The sequence below is a fragment of the Bacillus cereus group sp. MYBKT14-1 genome (assembly GCF_051915185.1).
In the GTDB taxonomy this organism is placed as follows: domain Bacteria; phylum Bacillota; class Bacilli; order Bacillales; family Bacillaceae_G; genus Bacillus_A; species Bacillus_A cereus.
The window spans coordinates 240,162-259,007 of sequence record NZ_JBQAEF010000005.1 but is presented as its reverse complement, the minus strand read 5'-3'; the positions used below and the strand labels follow the sequence as shown (position 1 = coordinate 259,007).

Here is an 18,846-nt window from a genome sequence, read left to right as displayed (position 1 = left end):
TTGTCTTTTTCTCTATTTATCCCGCTATTTGCCGGGCAGTAAGACCCCACCTCAAAATTCAGCGAAAGCAAAGAAGTGGCCCTGCTGATCGTAAACGCCCAATTGGTGAGGGCTGATTAAAGTTTCACTTTATAAAGAAGGTGGGAGTGGGAAAATAATTTCACACCTCCATTAAATTTTACTTAATAAGAAATCTTTGAGTTTCTCAACTTTTATATAAAAATAAAACTGAATTTTCAGTTATTTTGTTATATAGTAAAAGAGAACGAATAAGGGGAGGGAATATTTTGAGTAAAAAGAAAATGGCAATTACACTGTCAGCAATGCTATCTGCAACAATTATACCTAGCTTTACTATGGATGTGCATGCAGAGAAGAAGGAAGAGACTAAAAATACGAAAATTGAATTAGAAAATGGGATGACAAAACCGATTTATTCTCTCGATGAAGCTATTATCGAAAATTTATATGTAGAGACAGAAGTTGATAGTGATCGAGACGGTAAGAAAGACAGAGTATCGATAAAAGTTATGCGTCCAAAGACAGATCCGAATGTGAAAGTTCCTGTTATTTATGAAATGAGTCCATATCGATCTGGATTAAAAGATGTTCCTGTATATAATGTAGATAAAGAATTGTATGCGTATGAAGGAAAACCGTATGGAGCGATTAATCTTGGTTCGTATGGGAACTATTACGTGCCAAGAGGTTATGCAGTTATTTTAGGCGAAAGTATCGGTACTGGAAAATCAGATGGATGCCCTACAACTGGAGATGAACAAGAGATACTCGGGACAAAATCTGTTATTGATTGGGTAAACGGTCGCGCGAAAGCATTTACAGAACAGGGTGAGGAAGTTCAGGCAAATTGGTCTACAGGCAATGTAGGTATGACTGGAGTTTCTTATAATGGTACATTACCAAATGCTGTTGCGACTACTGGAGTTGAAGGTTTAAAAACAATTATTCCAATCGCAGCAATTAGTAGTTGGTATGATTATTATCGTGCAAATGGTGCAGTCATTGCTCCAGGCGGGTATCAAGGAGAAGATACAGATAATATGGCAGAAGCAGTACTGACAAGGGAAACCCCTGAAGTTTGCGGACAAGTTATAAAAGAGTTAACGGCTGGACAAGACCGAAAAACAGGTAATTATAATGATTTTTGGGATAAACGTAACTATGTAAAAGATGCTAAAAATGTAAAAGCGAGTGTATTTGTTGTTCATGGTTTAAACGATTGGAATGTTAAAACGAAACAGTTCGCGCAATGGTGGGAAGCACTTGGAGAAAATAATGTTCCGCGTAAAATGTGGCTACACCAAGGTGGTCATGGTGGGACATCAAGTAATAACTGGCAGCAAACACAAAATAAATGGTTAGATTATTGGTTGTACGGAATTGAAAATGGAATTATGGATGAACCAATGGTTGATGTGCAAAGAGAAAATAAAACGTGGCAAAAGATAAAAAATTGGCCAGATCCAGCGGCTGTACCTTCAAAAATCCGTATGTATTTAAGCAATAAATCAGTCAATTTGCCACTAAGTATGGGATCGGCTAATAAAGTTTTCTCATTCTTAGATGATGCACAAATAAAATCAAATCAATTAGTAGCAAACCCAGAATTAGAAGTAGCAAATCGATTAGTATATACAATGCCTGTACTGCAAAAAGATACGCGTATAAGTGGTACACCAAAGATTTCAATTACAGGAAATATTGATCGATCTGTATCAAATTTAACAGCGTTACTTGTTGACTATGGAGGAGCGAAGCCGGAAATCGTAACGAGAGGCTGGATGGACCCACAAAACGTAAAGAGTATAGAAAATTCAACAGCGATTCAACCGGGCAAAGATTATACATTCACATGGGACATGCAACCAGATGATTATGTATTTAAAGCGGGGCATCAAATCGGAGTTGTTTTAATTGCAAGTGATTATGATTATACAATTAGACCGAAAGCTGGCACGAAACTTACAGTGAAATTAAGTGAAGTGACATTGCCGATTGTGAAATAAATATTTTTTCTAAAGAGCTTACTAAAGTAAGCTCTTTAATTTGTAGTCTGAATTTTTAATTTTTATATTTCAAATTGGAAGGTTATGTAATACAATATCATTATATTCTATGGAAAGTGAGTGATATATTATGATAGTCAGCTCTTTCGAAATCTCATTAAAATTAGAGGTACAGGAAGATTAGTTGAATTGAAATCTTCCGTACGTAAAAACGGAGGAGAAAATAAATGTTTAGCTTTTATAGTACACTTTGTACGGAACTGTATGATTACACAAAACCAGTCGGTTATTCTTTAAATGGTGATATTGAGTATTACAAAGAACGTTTAAAAGATTGTAGAGGAAGAATCCTCGAAGCTGCAGTAGGTTCAGGGCGTGTCATCATTCCGCTTCTAGAGGCTGGTTTTAAAGTGGATGGGATAGATTATTCGCCTGAAATGCTAGATTCTTGCCGTAAGCGCTGTAAAGAGAGAGGCTTACATCCTAATTTGTATGAAGGAAGCTTGCAACAATTTTCACTTCCGCATAAATATAACGCAATTATCATTCCTACTGGATCTTTTTGTTTAATTGAAAATCGTTTGGATTCTATAAATGCATTGAAATGTTTTTATGAACATCTTAATCCAGGTGGACGATTAATCGTAGATATTATGCTCCCGCATAAATGGAAGACTGGGGAAATTCATACATCGACTTTCTCTTTGCCAAGCGGAGATGGAGTCACATTAGAAAATAAATCAATTGAAATAGATTGGCTGAACCAAGTTACTGTATCATATTTGAAATATGAAAAGTGGAGTAAAGGACAGTTAGTACAAACAGAATTGCAACGCTTTGCGCTGCGCTGGTATGGAATAGAAGAGTTTATACTTCTTTTAGAAAGTATAGGTTTCTCAAACATTACTCGCTCTGCTGAATATGTTTATGAAAAAGAACCGTCAAATGCAAATCAAACGATTACTTTTGAAGCTGTGCGAAAAGAATAGAACTAAAACTATGAATAAAAAATAAGGCAATCGATTAAAAATCGGCTGCCTTATTTTTAATTTTATGTAATGGTTTATAGAGAAAGATTGGAGGGAAATAAATGAAACTTATATTAATATTTGGCCCACAAGCAGTTGGAAAAATGACAGTGGGGGAAGAATTAGCAACATTAACCGGTTTAAAACTTTTTCATAACCACATGACAATTGATTTAGTAAGTCCAATTTTTGATTACAGTACGAAAGAAGCAAAAAGACTAGTAAGTTTATTTCGTAATGAAATATTTGAAGAAGTATCTAAAAGTGATTTATCTGGAATGATTTTTACGTATATATGGGCATTTGACCTCCAAAAGGATTGGGATTATATACATCATGTAGAAAATATTTTTGAATCAAAAGGTGGGACAGTGTATTTTGTAGAGCTGGAAGCGGAATTAGATGAAAGATTAGAACGAAATAAAAGTTCGAATCGATTAGAACATAAACCGAAAAAAAGAGATATTGAGTGGTCTGAAAATAATTTGAAAGAAACGATGAAAAAGCATAGATTAAACTCTCTTCATGGTGAAATTGAAAAAGAAGAGTATATAAAAATTAATAACACGTATTTGAGTGCAAAAGAAGTAGCGGAAATGATTAAAGAGAAGTTTCAATTGTAAAATTCCCGAAGTCTATTTCGTTTCTATTGTCCAAGCATTCTCCTACTAATTACATATACTATTTATGTTAAAATCGGTCACTATTTTAGATGGTGCTATTTTAATATATATAACTATGCAGGGAAGAGGGGAGAATAAATTTGGAAAACGTAGAACAAGATAGAATTGAAAATCAAGTGTATTCAAATCGTGTAGTAAGATCAGAATTTGATGCGAATTGGGAAACTTGTATATCAAAGAGTGGTTATGTAATTTATGTAGCAACAAGTAATAGTGCTGAAGTAATAGTGCTTCTTGCAGATGGTTCAAATAAATTATTAATTTTCGAAAAAGGCGGTAAAGTAGTAGTAGGTGGCGGTGGAACAAGTCATTACAGTAAGCCGCATATTGCAAGAAATATTTAAGATAGAACATGTTAATTAAGAAGAAGCTGGAAAACGGTTGTCATTCATGTTTAGGGCATGATAGACGAACCGTTTTTTATTTGTTTATAAATTTAGAAGAACTTCATTGATTACAAATACATCAGGATGAGCAGCGAAATTAGAAGAAAACTTGGCGGGTAATGGTACAAAATATTATGTACATTTGCAAGAATCTTACAGCGATATAAAAAAGCATTTCCTATTTGGGGAAACACTACTTCTATGTTATAGTATAATAGTGTTTTTAGATGGTACTATTTTAATATATCTATAATTTTGTTATGTATTATTTTCATATTAAATTAGCACCTAAAGTATTTTTTTATATAAGGAGTAGTAATTAGAGAAATGAAAAATATAGACTTTATACTAGAAAGTGACGAGGCATTAAAACCGTCTGAACGATTAGTACTATTATTATTAGAGAAGCATAGAATGTTATATACGAACGATCTATTGGCATTATCAAATTTATCATATAAAACATTAACAGATTCATTAACGGCGCTAGTTTTAAAATCGTATGTGTTAAAGGAAACAGGTAAGGGAAGAAGACAGAATTGCTATAGATTAGTATGATAAGGCAGCTGTTTTAGAAACTTTTACATATGTTTTTTTCAATTGTAAGGTGAAATTGTATTTTTGTTTTCGAACTAAAAACTTACTATAAGAGGGGCTAAGATAGTAGCGTTTCATTTTTGTAAATATAATTATTCTATCATTGAAAATACAAAAATAAAATAAACCGCATAAAACAGAAATAAAAAAACAATCCATTTTTAAAATGGATTGTTTTTTATTGGAATAATATTATTTGATATGTTGAAAGCATAAATAGCAGAATAAACATTACCTGTTTTAGTTCATGCAACTGAACAAATATGATGAAAACTATGTGTATAGTTTTTTGCTTGCTTTTTCAGTCATTCTAATGAAATCATGGTCTTCATTGTTTAAAGGCAGTATTTTTAACATTATTGCTATTCAGCATTAAGCACAAAAAGTGATATATAATATTATTATGTAAACTTAAGATTTTAAAAGGAAAATATAATAATGAATAGAACATGTAGAAGGAGATGCTTAAATATTTTGAAGGATGGGAGATTATTATGGAGCATTTACAATCAATAGCACAAGCTGTTATAAGTGGTAATAAGGAAAAAGTAGTGAAGTTTATAAAGGCGAGTCCAAGTATTGTTAACGAATGTAGTGAAGATGGATGGACACCACTTCATTTAGCAGCTTATTTTGGACAGAAAGAAATAGCGAGTTTTCTTTTAGAAAGTGGTGCAGATATACATAGTAGAGCGAAAAACGAAAATGAAAATATGCCTTTGCAAGCAGCAATTGCGAACAAGCAAAGTGAACTTGTTGCTTTCTTAATTGAAAAAGGATCAGATGTAAATATTATGCAAAGTGGTGGCTGGACAGGACTTCACGAAGCGGCATTATTAGGAAATGAAGAAATAATTATGTTACTCTTTAAAAATGGAGCTAATAAGATGATAAAGAAAAATGATGGGAAAACAGCGTATGATATTGCATTAGAAAAAGGATATTATCATCTATTACATCATTTGAAACAGGAAGTGAACTTATGATGAATAAATGGAGTGTTGGTATATTTTTATTTAATGAAGTAGAAGTGTTAGACTTTGCAGGGCCATTTGAAGTTTTTTCTGTAACTGAGGTGAATGAAGAAAAACCATTTACTGTTTATACAGTTAGCGAGAATGGGGAAATGATTACAGCAAGGAACGGATTGAAGGTACAGCCAGATTATAGTATTGAAAATTTACCACCAGTGGATATTTTAATAATTCCGGGTGGGCTAGGTGCTAGAGAATATGAAATAAAAAATGAAATAGTAATAAAATGGATTCGCCAACAAATGAAAGAAGTAAAGCTGATGACTTCAGTTTGTACAGGAGCGCTATTACTGGCGAAAGCAGGTTTACTGGAAGGTTTAAAAGCAACAACACATTGGGCTAGTATTGAAAAGTTTAAAAATGAGTTTCAAAATGTTGAAGTTATAGAAAATGTAAAGTTTGTAGATGAAGGACATATTATAACATCTGCCGGAATTTCAGCTGGAATTAATATGGCATTTCATATTGTGAAAAACTTGTTAGGTGTGCATGTTGCGGAGGACACAGCGAAGCGAATGGAGTATGATATTAGTTTCCCAAATTAAAAAGCCCGGATTGGGCTTTTTATATTGAATGAATATAACTAAGCTCTTCATCACTCAACATAGGGCGAACAGATGCATTTGCATTTTCTTGTGCTTGTATTCCTGTTTTGGCACCAGGAATTACAACACTTACTGCCGGATGAGAGAGTACATAGCGAAGTGCAAGTTGCCCTAAGGTCTGATTTTTATTTGAGAGCAACCGAAGTTTCTCTACAGTTTGTAAGTCTTCTTGAAACCAAGTTTCATTTGGCCAATCTTTACGTAAATCTCCATCCGGAAAAATTGTTTTATTTGTGAATTTTCCAGTTAATATGCCCATTTTTAATGGGCCACGAATAACAGCTCCTAAATTTTTCTCTTGTAAAAATGGTAATATATCTTTTTCTGGTTTTCGATTTAATACATTGTAATCAAGCTGTACGATATCAATTTCGTTGTTGTTATTGAAATGATGAATGTATTGTAAATCATGAGTCGAAACACCGACTGCTCTTACTTTGCCATCACGTTTTAATATGTCAAATGCACGTAGAAATGCTTCTGTTTCCCTACGATTATGCCACCAAATATGACAAAAATAAAGATCAATATAATCTGTTTGAAGACGTTGTAAACTTGTTTCGAATACGGCGATGATTTTTTCGGGAGTATCATATACAGGAACTCCATTAGGGTCGTAGTGATGCCCGATTAAACCACCTTTCGTTGATAGGATAATATCATTGCGATGTCCTTTAATCGCGGTAGCCACCAACTTTTCGCTATGTCCTAAACCATACACATCCGCAGTATCAATAAAATTCACACCACACTCAATTGCTTTTTTTATAGCAGTTATAGATTGTTTATCGTTAACAGGTCCCCATTCATCACCACCGATTGCCCATGCGCCAAAACCTATTTCAGAAACAGTTATTCCAGTTTTACCTAATGTGCGGTAATGCATATTTCTCCTCCTTGTAAGCATGTTATAACATGGATATGTGGGGAAGGAATTTTTTGTGTGAAAAAACTCTTCTACAATAGTAGAAAAAGAATTACAGAAACTACTATTTTATAGCAGTATGTATAAAAAAAAACGGTGTAAATGTAGAAATGTCGTCGAATGCTATCTTTAATTGGTTAATTTATGGGATATTTTTGTGAAGGAGTTTATTTTATAAGAATAGAATTTAGTTTAGTAAGAAAACGTGCCGATGGTAGTGAAAAATATGGGTTAGGGGGATTTGAATGAGGAAACTCAAACGAGTAAATGTTCCTAATATACCAGAACAATCATCACAACCTAGTGACAAGCGTAAGATAAATAAAAAGAAGTTAAGGCGTCTTATTTTAATGGTCCTTTTTATTGCAGCAACTACTCTGTACGTTCAATATATTTTAACGAAACAACAAGAAGTAATTGATAAAAAGAAAGATACGATTATGGATCAAAAGAAACAATTAGTATCTTTAAAGAAAGATAAAGATTCTTTAAAGACTAACATAGAAAATTTAACAGACGATGAGGAAGAAATTTTGAAGTTAGCGAGAAAAGAGTATCAATTTTCTAAGTCAAATGAAACTATATTTGTGATGCCAAAGTAATAAAAAAACAGTTAGCCATTGAACTGCACCTCCAATTGTTAGGCAGCGTCTAACAATTGGAGGTGCAGTTTTTTATGTATGAATGTCATGGTACAAGGAACAATCACATATTGTAAAAATGAAGAGTTTAAGCTGTTTTCATAAATATGGAATATACACTAAAATAAATGTTGTTAAAATTCTGTCAATTATATTATAATACAAGGTAAGCGGATACATTTTTTAATCAACGTTGAGTTCCTCGCTCATACGACTATTAAGAAACCCGTTATCCTCGTATAAGAAAGGAAGATAGCTGTGTACGCTTCAAATACAATTTATATCGTAGGGGATGCGAAAGCACCTCAAAATAATCCCATTACTGAAAAGTTTAAAAGCTATTTCGTAGCATTTATCCTTGTTAAGGATACAGGGGAAATTGTAGATGCAGACTGCTCAGCGACAATTGCATTAACATCTCAATTTGTTAAATATTTATTTCTACATAAAAATATAAATGACCCGGCGTTAGTAATGGAAGTAAAGAACCGATATTTCGGTTCTTCTCAAAAAGCGTTACTTGTAGCGCTAAAAGATGCACAGAAAAAATATAATCAGATTGCTGCTTTGTCTACTCAATCATAGACAAAATCCAGCCGTAAGAATCATTCTTATGGCTGGATTTTTTTATTTCACATTATCGTCCTACATTAAAAGTAAACGAAAATAAAGTAGAGAGATAGGAGAATAAATGCCCAATGGGTTTACCTAATAATCCGTGGGTATAAATCTCCGGTGGATTAAAATTTCACTTCATTGGAGAACGAAAGGATGAACAAAATGAAAATTACAGATGTAAAAGTAAATCGTAGACGTGTAAAACTGCATACACCGTTTAAAACCGCGCTTCGTACTGTAACCGAAATTGAAAGTATAGATGTTTATATTCATACAGACGAAGGAGTGATTGGTAAGGGGGCTGCAGCCGCAACGCCAGTTATTACGGGGGATTTCACCAGCGGAATGGAAGAAGCGATTTTAGGGCCGATGCGTTCATGTTTAATTGGTCAAAATATCATTCAATTTCAGCAGTTACTACAGCGCATTCAAATGAGTTGTATTGGAAATTCAAGTGCGAAAGCAGCGGTAGATATCGCTTTATATGATGTATATTGCCAATATCAAAATCTGCCGTTATATGCATTGTTAGGCGGGAAGAAAGAAATTCATACCGATATTACAGTGAGTGTGGATGAGTCTGTATTAATGGCAAAAGAAGCGAAGAAACATATAGAAAAAGGATTTCAAACATTAAAGATTAAAGTGGGTAAAGAGGCGCATTTAGATTTGGAACGTATTGAGGCAATTCGAAATGTGGTACCAAGAAATACGACATTACGTTTAGATGCGAATCAAGGTTGGAGTCCAAAAGAAGCGGTCTCTATCATTCAAGAGATGGAAAATCGTAATTTAAATATAGAATTTATTGAACAACCAGTACACGCGAAAGATTGGGATGGGTTAAAGTACGTCAAAGATCGTGTGCAAACGCCAATTATGGCCGATGAAAGTATATTTTCAGCAAGTGACGCATTAAAGCTCGTTCAAGGAAGATATGCAGATTTCATTAATATTAAATTAATGAAATGTGGTGGCATACGTGAAGCATGGCGTATTGCTGATATCGCAGAAACAGCTGGTGTGAAGTGTATGGTGGGCAGCATGATGGAGTCTTCACTTTCCGTTAGTGCTGTTGCGCATTTAGCGGCAGCGCATCCTAATATTCATTATTTTGATCTTGATGCACCGCTTTGGTTAATGGAAGAGCCAGAAGGAATGACTTATTCTGGATCAAAGGTAAACCTTCAATCGACAGTGAATAGTAAATCTTAGGAGAAGAGACAAGTAAACTATCTTTTAAGGGGGATATATATGAAAAAAGTAGGAACTGCATTTTTAACAACTTTATTTATATTTTCATCGTTTACAGCGGCAAATGCTGAAGAAAAGAAGGATAATAAAGCATTTATAGATGTATCTGCTGCAACGTTATGGACAGCACCTGATTCATTAAGACCAATCGATACACCGAGTGCAACAAATCCAGTGGATCTATGGAAATGGACGAAATCAATGACACTTGACGAGAAACTATGGTTAACAAATGCAAATAAATTAGAAACACAAGCTTTACTCGGTCAAGAAGTAACTGTTATTGATAAGAAAGGTGAATGGGTGAAGGTATTAGTGCATGGACAGCCAACACCACGAAATGAAGAAGGTTATCCGGGCTGGATGCCTGAAAAACAATTAACATATAATCAAGAATTTGCAGATAAAACAAATGAACCTTTTGTCTTAATAACCAAACCAACAGCGATTTTATATATAAATCCTTCTGAAAAACATAAATCACTTGAAGTCAGTTATAATACAAGACTGCCGCTATTAAGTGAAGACACAATTTCATACCGTGTATTGTTGCCAAACGGTCAGAAAGCATGGCTACGAAAAAATGATGGAACAGTTTACCGATCTCAAACTGATATTCCAACTCCGGCGGCCAATGATTTAATTAACACAGGGAAAATGTTTTTAGGCTTACCGTATATATGGGCTGGTACAAGTGGTTTTGGATTTGATTGTTCTGGCTTCACACATACGATCTATAAATCGCACGGCATTACAATTCCGCGAGATTCTGGACCGCAATCAAGAGCAGGGGTTGCAGTTGATAAAGAAAATCTACAAAAAGGAGATTTAATTTTCTTTGCACATGATCAAGGGAAAGGTAGTGTCCATCACGTTGCAATGTATATTGGTGATGGCAATATGATTCACTCACCAAGAGCTGAAAGGTCGGTAGAGATTATACCGCTAAATACACCAGGATATATAGAAGAATACGCTGGTGCTCGTCGTTACTTACCTTAAAAATAGAAGGGGGTTTTTAAATGAAAAAAGTTATTCGTTACTCATTAGTTAGTACTCTATTAGTTTCTTCATTTTTAGTTGGTTGCGCAAAAGAAAAAACTGCAACAAAGCCGAAAGATGAGAAGAAAGTATTACAGTTACTAGAAACAGGTGAAATTCCGTCGTTAAATTCAGGGAAAGTAACAGATGCAGTCTCGTTTAACGTTTTGAATAACGTAATGGAAGGACTATTCCGTCTATCGAAAAATGATGAAATAATTGAAGCCGGCGCACAAAAATATGAAGTGAGTAAAGATGGAAAAACATATACATTCCAATTGCGTGATGCGAAATGGTCTAACGGAGAGCCAGTAACCGCTCATGATTACGTATACGCTTGGAAGCAATTGATAAATCCAGATACTGCTTCTCAATATGCATACATTGCGTACGATGTAAAAAATGCTGAGAAGATAAATAAAAAACAACTAGGTCTAGATGAATTAGGAGTAAAAGCGAAGGATGATAAAACATTCGTCGTAGAGCTAGAACATCCTGTACCGTATTTTACGAAATTATTAATTTTACCATCCTTCTATCCAATTAACGAAAAATATGCGAAAGAGCAAGGTGATAAATATGGATTAGAAGCAAATAAAGCGGTATATAATGGACCGTTTACATTATCAGAGTGGAAGCATGAAGCTAGCTTTACAATGAAGAAAAACGATAAGTATTGGGATAAAAAAGAAGTGAAGTTAGATGAAGTAAACTATCAAATTGTAAAAGAAATTTCAACTGCGGTAAATTTATATGAAACAGATAAAGTTGATAGAGCTGTTATTTCTACAGAATTCGTAGATAAATATAAAAATAATAAAGAGCTAAAACAATATACAGATCCAGTTATGTACTTCTTCCGATTTAATGAAAATGTACCGATTCTTAAAAATAAAAATGCACGTCTTGCGCTAAGTACAGTTTTTGATAAGAAGGGACTCGCAGATTCATTTTTAAATGATGGATCGGTTGCAGCAAACTATTACGTACCAAAAGGATTTTTAAAGGGGCCAGATAAAAAAGATTTTAGAAGTACGGCAGGTGAGTTTAATAAAACTGATGTAAAAAAAGCGAAAGAATATTGGGAAAAGGCAAAGCAAGAAACAGGTACAGATGAAGTGACGTTAGAACTATTAAATTATGACTTGGAAAACTTTAAAAAAGTTGGAGAGTACATTAAAGAGCAGCTTGAGAAAAACTTACCAGGATTAAAAGTGAATGTGAAATTACAACCACATACGCAAAAATTAGCACTTGAGAAGAAGAAAGAATATGAAATGTCGTTATCACGCTGGTTACCAGATTATCCAGATCCAATGACTTACTTAGAAGTATTCCTTTCTGGAAGTAGCGTCAATAATACAGAATATGCAAACCCAGAATATGATGCGTTAATTAAGAAGATTAAAACAGAATTAGGTAATGATGAAAAGGCTCGCTGGAAAGCAATGCAAGAAACTGAAAAAATGTTACTTGATGATGCAGTAATTGCACCGGTATTCCAGCGCGGATTATCTTACTTACAAAAACCATATGTGAAAGATTTATATGTACATCAATTTGGTCCAGCTACAAGTTTAAAATGGGCAGATGTACAAAAATAAAAGAATGGAGAAACAGACTTCATGTATGTGATAGTCTGTTTTTCTTATTTAAAGTTAGAAAAATAGTTCATGGTATAATTTATTAGTCTGTAAACAGTATTTGGAGGGGAAATGATGTCTATGTTTGAAGAAGAGAAAGTAATTTATACAAAAAGATTATTTATGAGGAAACCAATTGTAGAAGATATTAATCAGTTTTATAACATATTAAAAAAAGATACTGTTGGCAAATGGTTGGCTAAATCAAGAGGAATGTCGAAGGAAGAAACAAATGATTATATTGGGCAACTTATCTTACATTGGGAACAGTATGACTTCGGGGTATGGTTGTTATTTAATAGTGAAACAGGAAAGCTTTTAGGACATTGTGGTTTAAGAAAGGTAGATGAAACAGGTGCAATAGAAATTATGTATCTCCTTGACCCAGAACATTGGAGGAATGGGTATGCATTAGAAGCAGCAGAGGCTTCCATTAAATATGCAATAGAGACTTTGAATGTAACAAGAATAATTGCTAGAGTTAAAGTAGCAAATGAGAGCTCGAAAAAACTTTTACGAAAGCTCGGGTTTATATATACTCATGAAGTTAATCATAGCGGGCGTTTATTATCATATTTTGAACTTCATACATCATCCGAAGAATTCTAGACATTTCATATGTTTTTTTATTGTTAAAAAATAAAATTATTACTAAAATTCCAGTGTGAAATTTATGTAGAATCTTGTATAATTAACATGTTTCTATGGAAACATTTTCTTGCGCTATTTATATAGGGCTTAATAGAACAAGGAAGGAAATACATACATGTATATAATAGATAAATAGAATGGAACATGTATAGAGACAAAGGAGAGAAAAGATGACGTGTCAAAAACAAGGGTTACAATTTAATAACGATAGAAAGAGGGACAGAAGATGAAAATGAAGCATGCTTTTGGTCCTATAATTTTAGCATGTGTGCTTTTTTTCATTATCATTCTAATCCCATCGAAAAGTTTAGTATCACTTATTAGTGATAAGAAGGTAGAAGATGCGGCAACTTCTTTACAAAAAGAGAAATTACAAAGTGTTTTCTTACAGCAAAAAATGTTAGAGAATTCACAGTATTTACCGATGTACGGTTCATCAGAATTTTTACGAATGGATGCATATCATCCGTCTAATTATTTCAAAGTAAATCCAGCTGGTTTTACACCGTTTTTAATTGGAACTGGCGGTACACAAAGTTTAGCTCATATTTTAAATATGACATCTACTATGGATGAATTAGAAGGTAAAAAAGTAGTCTTTGTTCTTTCACCACAATGGTTTACAAAGACTGGTGTCTCACAAGGGGATTTCACTAATAATTTCTCCAAACAACAAGCATATCATTTTATTTTTAATGATGAGATAAATCCAGGAATGAAAAAGCAAATCGCGAAACGACTATTAGATTATAAAGTTGTTCAAGAAGATGATATATTAAAAAATTCATTAGAAGGTATTGTATATAATGATACGAAACATAACATAAAAGCAGGTTTAGTTAAACCACTTGCTTATATGCATCGAAATATTTTAGATCATAGAGATATATTTAACTCTTTATTTAAAATCGAACCGATGAAGGAGAAAACAAATATCAGGCTTCGTTCAATTTCTTGGGAAGACGCACGTAAACACGCAGAACAAGAAGGGAAAGCTGAGTCTACTACAAATACATTCGGAATTGAAAATCCGTATTATCATAAGAATAATCTGAAGAAAAAACTAAAAGGTTTAAAAAACTTTAGAGCAAATGAAACATATGATGAATCACCAGAATACGATGATTTACAAATTATTTTAGAATTATTTAAAGAGAAAAATGTCAAACCACTCTTTATTTCTGTACCTGTAAATGGGCCTTGGTATGATTATACTGGCTTCCCGAAAGAACGCCGTGAAGTGTATTATAAAAAAGTTCGAGAACAGGTTGAGAAAGCAGGATATCCAGTAATTGATTTCTCTGGTCATGAATATGATAAGTATTTCTTAAAAGATACGATTCATTTGGGCTGGAAAGGTTGGATTTATTTTGATGAAGCAGTGCAGAAATTTAATTCTGAGAAATAAAGTATAGAAATCGGAATGGCTATGAGCCGTTCCGATTTTTTTAGTATAGAGGATTTTGGTGAGGACAATTTGGGAATGCATGTATATCTTGAATCTGTCTATAATTATAATGTTTCATTGCAAACTGAGCTTGATAAAGGTATTCATACACATATAATTGACCATCATGCGCTGAACATAATACACCAGAAGTTCCTTGCCCATTTATGAAGGAAATGCCGATAGGGCGTCCGATTAAGTACGGTATTTTTTGCTGCCAATGCATAGGGGAATCACTCCTTTTTGAGATAATATACGAAAGAAATGATTAAATGGTTGCTTATCCATGTAAATGTAGAGGGAAAGGTATTATATAATTCCTGAAGATTAATTCATATATAAATAAAAACCGCTATAATTCCGAATGAATTTATAGCGGTTTTTATTATATTCTTAAGCGAGATTTTTACGCTTTTTTGTCCATTTTTTTATAACGAAGTATAAAAGTATAAGTGCGACGCCACCAATTGCGAATGATTTCACATACGGACCAGCAATATCATTTATATTCTCCCAATTTTCACCTAGTTTTTCACCTAAATAAATGAAAATAATAGACCAAGGGATAATCGCAAGTGCTGTTAATGTAGTGAAACGTAGTAATGGCATTTTTGTAATACCAGCAGGAATTGAAATCGCATGACGCACTACTGGAATGAAGCGTGCTGTAAAAATGACGCCAGTCCCGTAACGATTAAACCAATCTTCTGCAGCATCTATTTGTTTTTTATGTATGAAAATATATTTTCCGTAACGTTCTAATATAGGGCGTCCGCCGTATCGTCCAAGCCAATAAATAAAGATTTGAGCAATAACACCGCCAATTGTACCGAATACAACAGCGCCTATAAATGAGATACTTCCATTGAATACTAAGTATCCTGCATAAGCAAGGACAATTTCACTTGGGATAATTTCAATCATAAGTCCAAGCATAATGCCCCAATAACCTAATCCTTCAAAAAACGTTAATACTGAATGAATAAAACTACTTAACATTGTTGCACCTTCTAGTTTATGAATTTTTGAGTATAAGAACCTTTTATTTAACGACGTAAAAGTTTCACTATATGTAAATTATACCTTATTTACATAGGGGATTGCTATTTCAATTCTTTTATGTCTCTCATAATTATTATAGTAAAAGATATAAGCCGCATTTTCATGAAGGGTTAATGAAAAGATTATTAAAAATTTCTCATATATCAATGATAATAGACTGAAAATTAAGTATAATGGTATAGGTCTTTCATTTACAAAAATAGGAGGAGAACGTATGTATATTACAGATCCGATTTATGGACCAATCTCTATTCGTGATAGAGATATCCTTCGATTGATAGATACAAAAGCATTTCAAAGGTTGGCGAATATTAAACAACAAGGACATACTTATTTTTTACATGAGAACGCAATACATACGAGGGAAGAACATTCGATAGGTGTATATGTGCTAGTAAATAAAGTGATAGAACATCTTACTGAGATTGGTGACATACATTTATCGAAATATGAACGAAAGCTAGTATCTACTGTAGCCCTTCTACACGATGTTGGACATGGGCCATATTCACATTGTTTTCAGCAAATATCGGGTGAAGATCATGGTGAGTGGACGGTACGAATCATTCAAGAGGACGAAGAAATACGTACGATTTTAAATCAAACACATAGATTATTAGATGATGTAACGAAAGCTTTAACAGAAGATGGAGTTTTTCCAATTATAGATGAGCTCTTATTTAATTCATTAGGAATGGATCAATTAGATTTTTGGAATAGAGATTTATATTACTCATCGCTTGAATTAGAAGGTTTACAGATAGAAGAATTGATTGCTAACATGCGTTTAATTGACGATAAACTTGTTATTGAAGAATCAGGAATCCCCTTCATCGAACAATTAATGAAAATGAAAGAAGAGCTTTACAATAATGGATTTGGCCACCCGTTTGTGATAGGAAAAGACATATTGCTGCAAACAATTTTAAAAATGATAGAGGAGAAAAATCTTTCGTTCTATACTCCTGAACTTCAAAACTTCTTTCATAAAGGAGAGAAGTTAGAAGTAGAAGACTTTCTTCCGTTACAAGATGAAATGATTTTAAATGAAATAAAGTACTTTGCAAAATCAGAGGACGTACAATTAGCGACGTTAATTCACCTTTATTTTTCAGAAGCCAAAAGTTTATCTTTTGAAAAAGGACTAGAGGGTGATTTTAAAAAGGAAAATAGCACCTTAGCAGTAATAACTGAGAAAAAGGCGTACAGTTCATATGTAGGTGGTATTTACGTCTATAGTGAGGGGCAGTTAGAGGACATTTTAGAGAAATCAAATTTCATTCAAGAGATAGTAAAATTGCCTAAAAAAGAATATGCCTATTCAATTTGATTTGGTTCGAAAATAAAAAATGAATGAGATGGAAACGTAAATTTAGAGGAGGGAATAAAATACATGAAACATAAAATTGCTGTACTGGCAGATGTACATGGAAATGCAACTGCTTTAAAAGCAGTTATCGAAGATTCTATGAAAGAAGGTGTGACTGATTATTGGTTTTTAGGAGATTTAATTATGCCTGGTCCTGGATCGAATGATTTATTTGAAATATTAGAAAGTATTAACGTTGATACTTATGTACAAGGAAACTGGGAAGATAGTTTTCTTGACGTTCTTAATAAAAATATTGATATTGATAACGCAACTGATATTTATGTTTCTAGATTAGTTCAGTATCAATGTGAAAACTTGGATGAAAACTATATTAAGCATGTTAAAAATTTACCATTACATATAACAAAACAGGTTAATGATTTATCAATCAGTATTAGTCATAATCTACAAAATAAAAATTACGGGGGAGATTTGTGGCCCACTAATAATCAGGGACAGTTTGATCGGTTATTTGATCGTGATTATGATATTGCGATTTACGCTCATACCCACCATCAATTATTGCGCTATAGTAGCAATGATCAATTAATTATTAACCCAGGAACAGTTGGACAACCTTTTTACAAGTGGAATAAGCTAAACTCTGACTTACGTGCTCAGTATGCAATTCTTGAAATTGATGAGGCAGGGATTACTGATGTGAGGTTTAAAAAGGTTTTTTACGATGTAGAAAAGGAATATAAAAATGCCATAAATAAAAATCTTCCTTATATTGATTTATATCGTGAGCTGTTAGAGACAGGAAAAACTCATACGCATGATATTGAATTATTACAAGAAATTAATGACAAATATAATTATAAAGATGAAGTAATTAAGTTTATTGAGAAAATCTGATGGGAATTTAATAAAAAGAAATGAACATTGTTGAATGTTAGGTTAGTCATGATTTTTACATAATCAAGAGCTATTGTAGAATGAAACTTAGATGTAAAATGATTTTTGTATTTTATATTGATTGAAAACAAGCATCCCCCTGTACTACGTATATGACGGGGGGATGCTTGTTTTTTAAGGCTTCACATCTAAGTTCTGTAAAAATAAAGTTGCTGTTACGTAACGTTTTGCTAACATTTGTACATATGCGGTATGTACAGAAAGGGTCGCAATAATAATAGCGTTACGAATTGCTTCACGTTGTTCGTTATTAATTTGATCGAACTTGCTTGCGATTTTATCAGCTTTTTCTTTTACGATGTTTTCAATTGTATGAACGGTATCTGTTGCATTTAATTGTAAGCAATTCCCTTGATTGAGTTCTTCAAATAGAGAAGAGTATGCTACATATAAATGAACAGGATTGATTAAATCATCACTTCGATCGGCTGGGTCATTTACAATAAGGCGTAATAGCTTACGAATGGATTCAAAATCAAGTGCTGTTTTTAAATCTTCGACAATGAATAGTAAGGCTGCTTGTTCAATTGAATATTTTTTCCCCTTTTGAGGAGAGCCAATCATTTCTTTTATATCTCGTTTCACCCAGTTTTGCATAGCAGTTACAGAGAAACTTGTGTTTTCAATCTGATTGCCAAGCGCAACTATTTCATTTAAAGAAAAACCGACATCAGTATCGTCAATTTTAATCAGCTTTTCAAAAATAGGTGAAAGTGCGGTAGTAATAAAAGCTGTAACGCTTTGTCCGCTTTCAATATCTTTTTTATGTGACTTTGCCCAAGCTTCTTGTAAAATACCGAGAGGCTTTTTCGTATTCCATCCTCTTAGTGATAGAAGAAGGGCAGCCATTTCGTTTCGTGTGAGATGAAATGTTTCCATCTTTTCACCTCCAAAATAATAAAAAGTTCTTATGA

20 protein-coding genes are annotated in these 18,846 nt (G+C 33.3%); 16 read left to right on the top strand and 4 right to left on the bottom strand.

All coding sequences use genetic code 11. The annotated features are described in order from the left end of the window. Nucleotides 1-287: 287 nt before the first annotated feature. The 7 genes from ACTFO4_RS15650 to ACTFO4_RS15620 all read left to right on the top strand — a co-directional run bounded on the left by ACTFO4_RS15650 (nucleotide 288) and on the right by ACTFO4_RS15620 (nucleotide 6,300). Nucleotides 288-2,027, top strand: coding sequence for a Xaa-Pro dipeptidyl-peptidase (locus ACTFO4_RS15650; protein WP_440013901.1), 1,740 nt, complete (start codon nucleotides 288-290; stop codon nucleotides 2,025-2,027). Between the two features lie 227 nt (nucleotides 2,028-2,254). After that, the gene (locus tag ACTFO4_RS15645) at nucleotides 2,255-3,016 is read left to right on the top strand and encodes a class I SAM-dependent methyltransferase (protein WP_017673250.1); all 762 of its coding nucleotides are present in this window, start codon (nucleotides 2,255-2,257) and stop codon (nucleotides 3,014-3,016) included. 101 nt (nucleotides 3,017-3,117) lie between these two features. Continuing rightward, a complete protein-coding gene (locus ACTFO4_RS15640; RefSeq protein WP_440013900.1) occupies nucleotides 3,118-3,678 on the top strand; it encodes an AAA family ATPase in 561 nt (186 codons plus the stop codon). Nucleotides 3,679-3,818: 140 nt separating this feature from the next. After that, a complete protein-coding gene (locus ACTFO4_RS15635) occupies nucleotides 3,819-4,082 on the top strand; it encodes a hypothetical protein (protein WP_440013898.1) in 264 nt (87 codons plus the stop codon). 369 nt (nucleotides 4,083-4,451) lie between these two features. Beyond that, nucleotides 4,452-4,682 (top strand): hypothetical protein, encoded by a 231-nt coding sequence (locus ACTFO4_RS15630; protein ID WP_000789031.1) that lies wholly within the window; start codon nucleotides 4,452-4,454, stop codon nucleotides 4,680-4,682. Between the two features lie 533 nt (nucleotides 4,683-5,215). Next, complete coding sequence (locus ACTFO4_RS15625; protein ID WP_440013897.1) at nucleotides 5,216-5,707, top strand: ankyrin repeat domain-containing protein; 492 nt, start codon at nucleotides 5,216-5,218, stop codon at nucleotides 5,705-5,707. Then, the gene (locus tag ACTFO4_RS15620) at nucleotides 5,704-6,300 is read left to right on the top strand and encodes a DJ-1/PfpI family protein (RefSeq protein WP_000981423.1); all 597 of its coding nucleotides are present in this window, start codon (nucleotides 5,704-5,706) and stop codon (nucleotides 6,298-6,300) included. Before ACTFO4_RS15625 ends, ACTFO4_RS15620 begins: the two co-directional genes overlap by 4 nt. A gap of 19 nt (nucleotides 6,301-6,319) precedes the next feature. On the opposite strand, the gene ACTFO4_RS15615 is transcribed toward ACTFO4_RS15620, so the two are convergent. Next, nucleotides 6,320-7,246, bottom strand: a complete 927-nt coding sequence (locus ACTFO4_RS15615; protein WP_017673253.1) for an aldo/keto reductase — start codon at nucleotides 7,244-7,246, stop codon at nucleotides 6,320-6,322. Nucleotides 7,247-7,530: 284 nt separating this feature from the next. On the opposite strand from ACTFO4_RS15615, the gene ACTFO4_RS15610 reads away from it, so the two are divergent. The 7 genes from ACTFO4_RS15610 to dltD all read left to right on the top strand — a co-directional run bounded on the left by ACTFO4_RS15610 (nucleotide 7,531) and on the right by dltD (nucleotide 14,541). Next, nucleotides 7,531-7,887: an FtsB family cell division protein gene (locus tag ACTFO4_RS15610; protein ID WP_001228737.1), complete on the top strand. Its 357-nt coding sequence runs from the start codon at nucleotides 7,531-7,533 to the stop codon at nucleotides 7,885-7,887. A 297-nt stretch (nucleotides 7,888-8,184) separates the two neighbouring features. Continuing rightward, the gene (locus ACTFO4_RS15605; protein WP_000271312.1) at nucleotides 8,185-8,511 is read left to right on the top strand and encodes a DUF3870 domain-containing protein; all 327 of its coding nucleotides are present in this window, start codon (nucleotides 8,185-8,187) and stop codon (nucleotides 8,509-8,511) included. Between the two features lie 186 nt (nucleotides 8,512-8,697). After that, nucleotides 8,698-9,759: a dipeptide epimerase gene (locus tag ACTFO4_RS15600; protein WP_440013895.1), complete on the top strand. Its 1,062-nt coding sequence runs from the start codon at nucleotides 8,698-8,700 to the stop codon at nucleotides 9,757-9,759. Between the two features lie 39 nt (nucleotides 9,760-9,798). Beyond that, nucleotides 9,799-10,800 carry a C40 family peptidase gene (locus ACTFO4_RS15595; RefSeq protein WP_440013894.1) on the top strand — a complete coding sequence of 334 codons (1,002 nt, stop codon included), beginning with the start codon at nucleotides 9,799-9,801 and terminating at the stop codon, nucleotides 10,798-10,800. Between the two features lie 20 nt (nucleotides 10,801-10,820). Beyond that, nucleotides 10,821-12,443 (top strand): peptide ABC transporter substrate-binding protein, encoded by a 1,623-nt coding sequence (locus ACTFO4_RS15590; RefSeq protein ID WP_242259423.1) that lies wholly within the window; start codon nucleotides 10,821-10,823, stop codon nucleotides 12,441-12,443. A 114-nt stretch (nucleotides 12,444-12,557) separates the two neighbouring features. Continuing rightward, nucleotides 12,558-13,091 carry a GNAT family N-acetyltransferase gene (locus ACTFO4_RS15585; RefSeq protein ID WP_000061617.1) on the top strand — a complete coding sequence of 178 codons (534 nt, stop codon included), beginning with the start codon at nucleotides 12,558-12,560 and terminating at the stop codon, nucleotides 13,089-13,091. Nucleotides 13,092-13,359: 268 nt separating this feature from the next. After that, nucleotides 13,360-14,541, top strand: coding sequence for a D-alanyl-lipoteichoic acid biosynthesis protein DltD (dltD, locus tag ACTFO4_RS15580; RefSeq protein WP_440013891.1), 1,182 nt, complete (start codon nucleotides 13,360-13,362; stop codon nucleotides 14,539-14,541). 40 nt (nucleotides 14,542-14,581) lie between these two features. Here dltD and ACTFO4_RS15575 read toward each other — a convergent pair whose 3' ends face one another. Both ACTFO4_RS15575 and ACTFO4_RS15570 read right to left on the bottom strand, forming a co-directional pair. Then, entirely contained in the window at nucleotides 14,582-14,806 is a 225-nt protein-coding gene (locus ACTFO4_RS15575) for a hypothetical protein (protein ID WP_440013890.1), read from the bottom strand. A 167-nt stretch (nucleotides 14,807-14,973) separates the two neighbouring features. Continuing rightward, on the bottom strand, nucleotides 14,974-15,579 hold the full coding sequence (locus ACTFO4_RS15570) for a DedA family protein (protein WP_000952911.1): 606 nt from the start codon (nucleotides 15,577-15,579) through the stop codon (nucleotides 14,974-14,976). 277 nt (nucleotides 15,580-15,856) lie between these two features. Here ACTFO4_RS15570 and ACTFO4_RS15565 point away from each other — a divergent pair, with 277 nt between their 5' ends. Both ACTFO4_RS15565 and ACTFO4_RS15560 read left to right on the top strand, forming a co-directional pair. Continuing rightward, nucleotides 15,857-16,972, top strand: coding sequence for an HD domain-containing protein (locus ACTFO4_RS15565; protein WP_000275987.1), 1,116 nt, complete (start codon nucleotides 15,857-15,859; stop codon nucleotides 16,970-16,972). Between the two features lie 63 nt (nucleotides 16,973-17,035). Then, nucleotides 17,036-17,872 (top strand): metallophosphoesterase family protein, encoded by an 837-nt coding sequence (locus ACTFO4_RS15560; protein WP_000680868.1) that lies wholly within the window; start codon nucleotides 17,036-17,038, stop codon nucleotides 17,870-17,872. Between the two features lie 174 nt (nucleotides 17,873-18,046). Here the strand turns inward: ACTFO4_RS15560 and ACTFO4_RS15555 are convergent, their stop codons facing one another. Next, the gene (locus ACTFO4_RS15555; protein WP_440013887.1) at nucleotides 18,047-18,811 is read right to left on the bottom strand and encodes a DUF1836 domain-containing protein; all 765 of its coding nucleotides are present in this window, start codon (nucleotides 18,809-18,811) and stop codon (nucleotides 18,047-18,049) included. Nucleotides 18,812-18,846 lie beyond the last annotated feature (35 nt).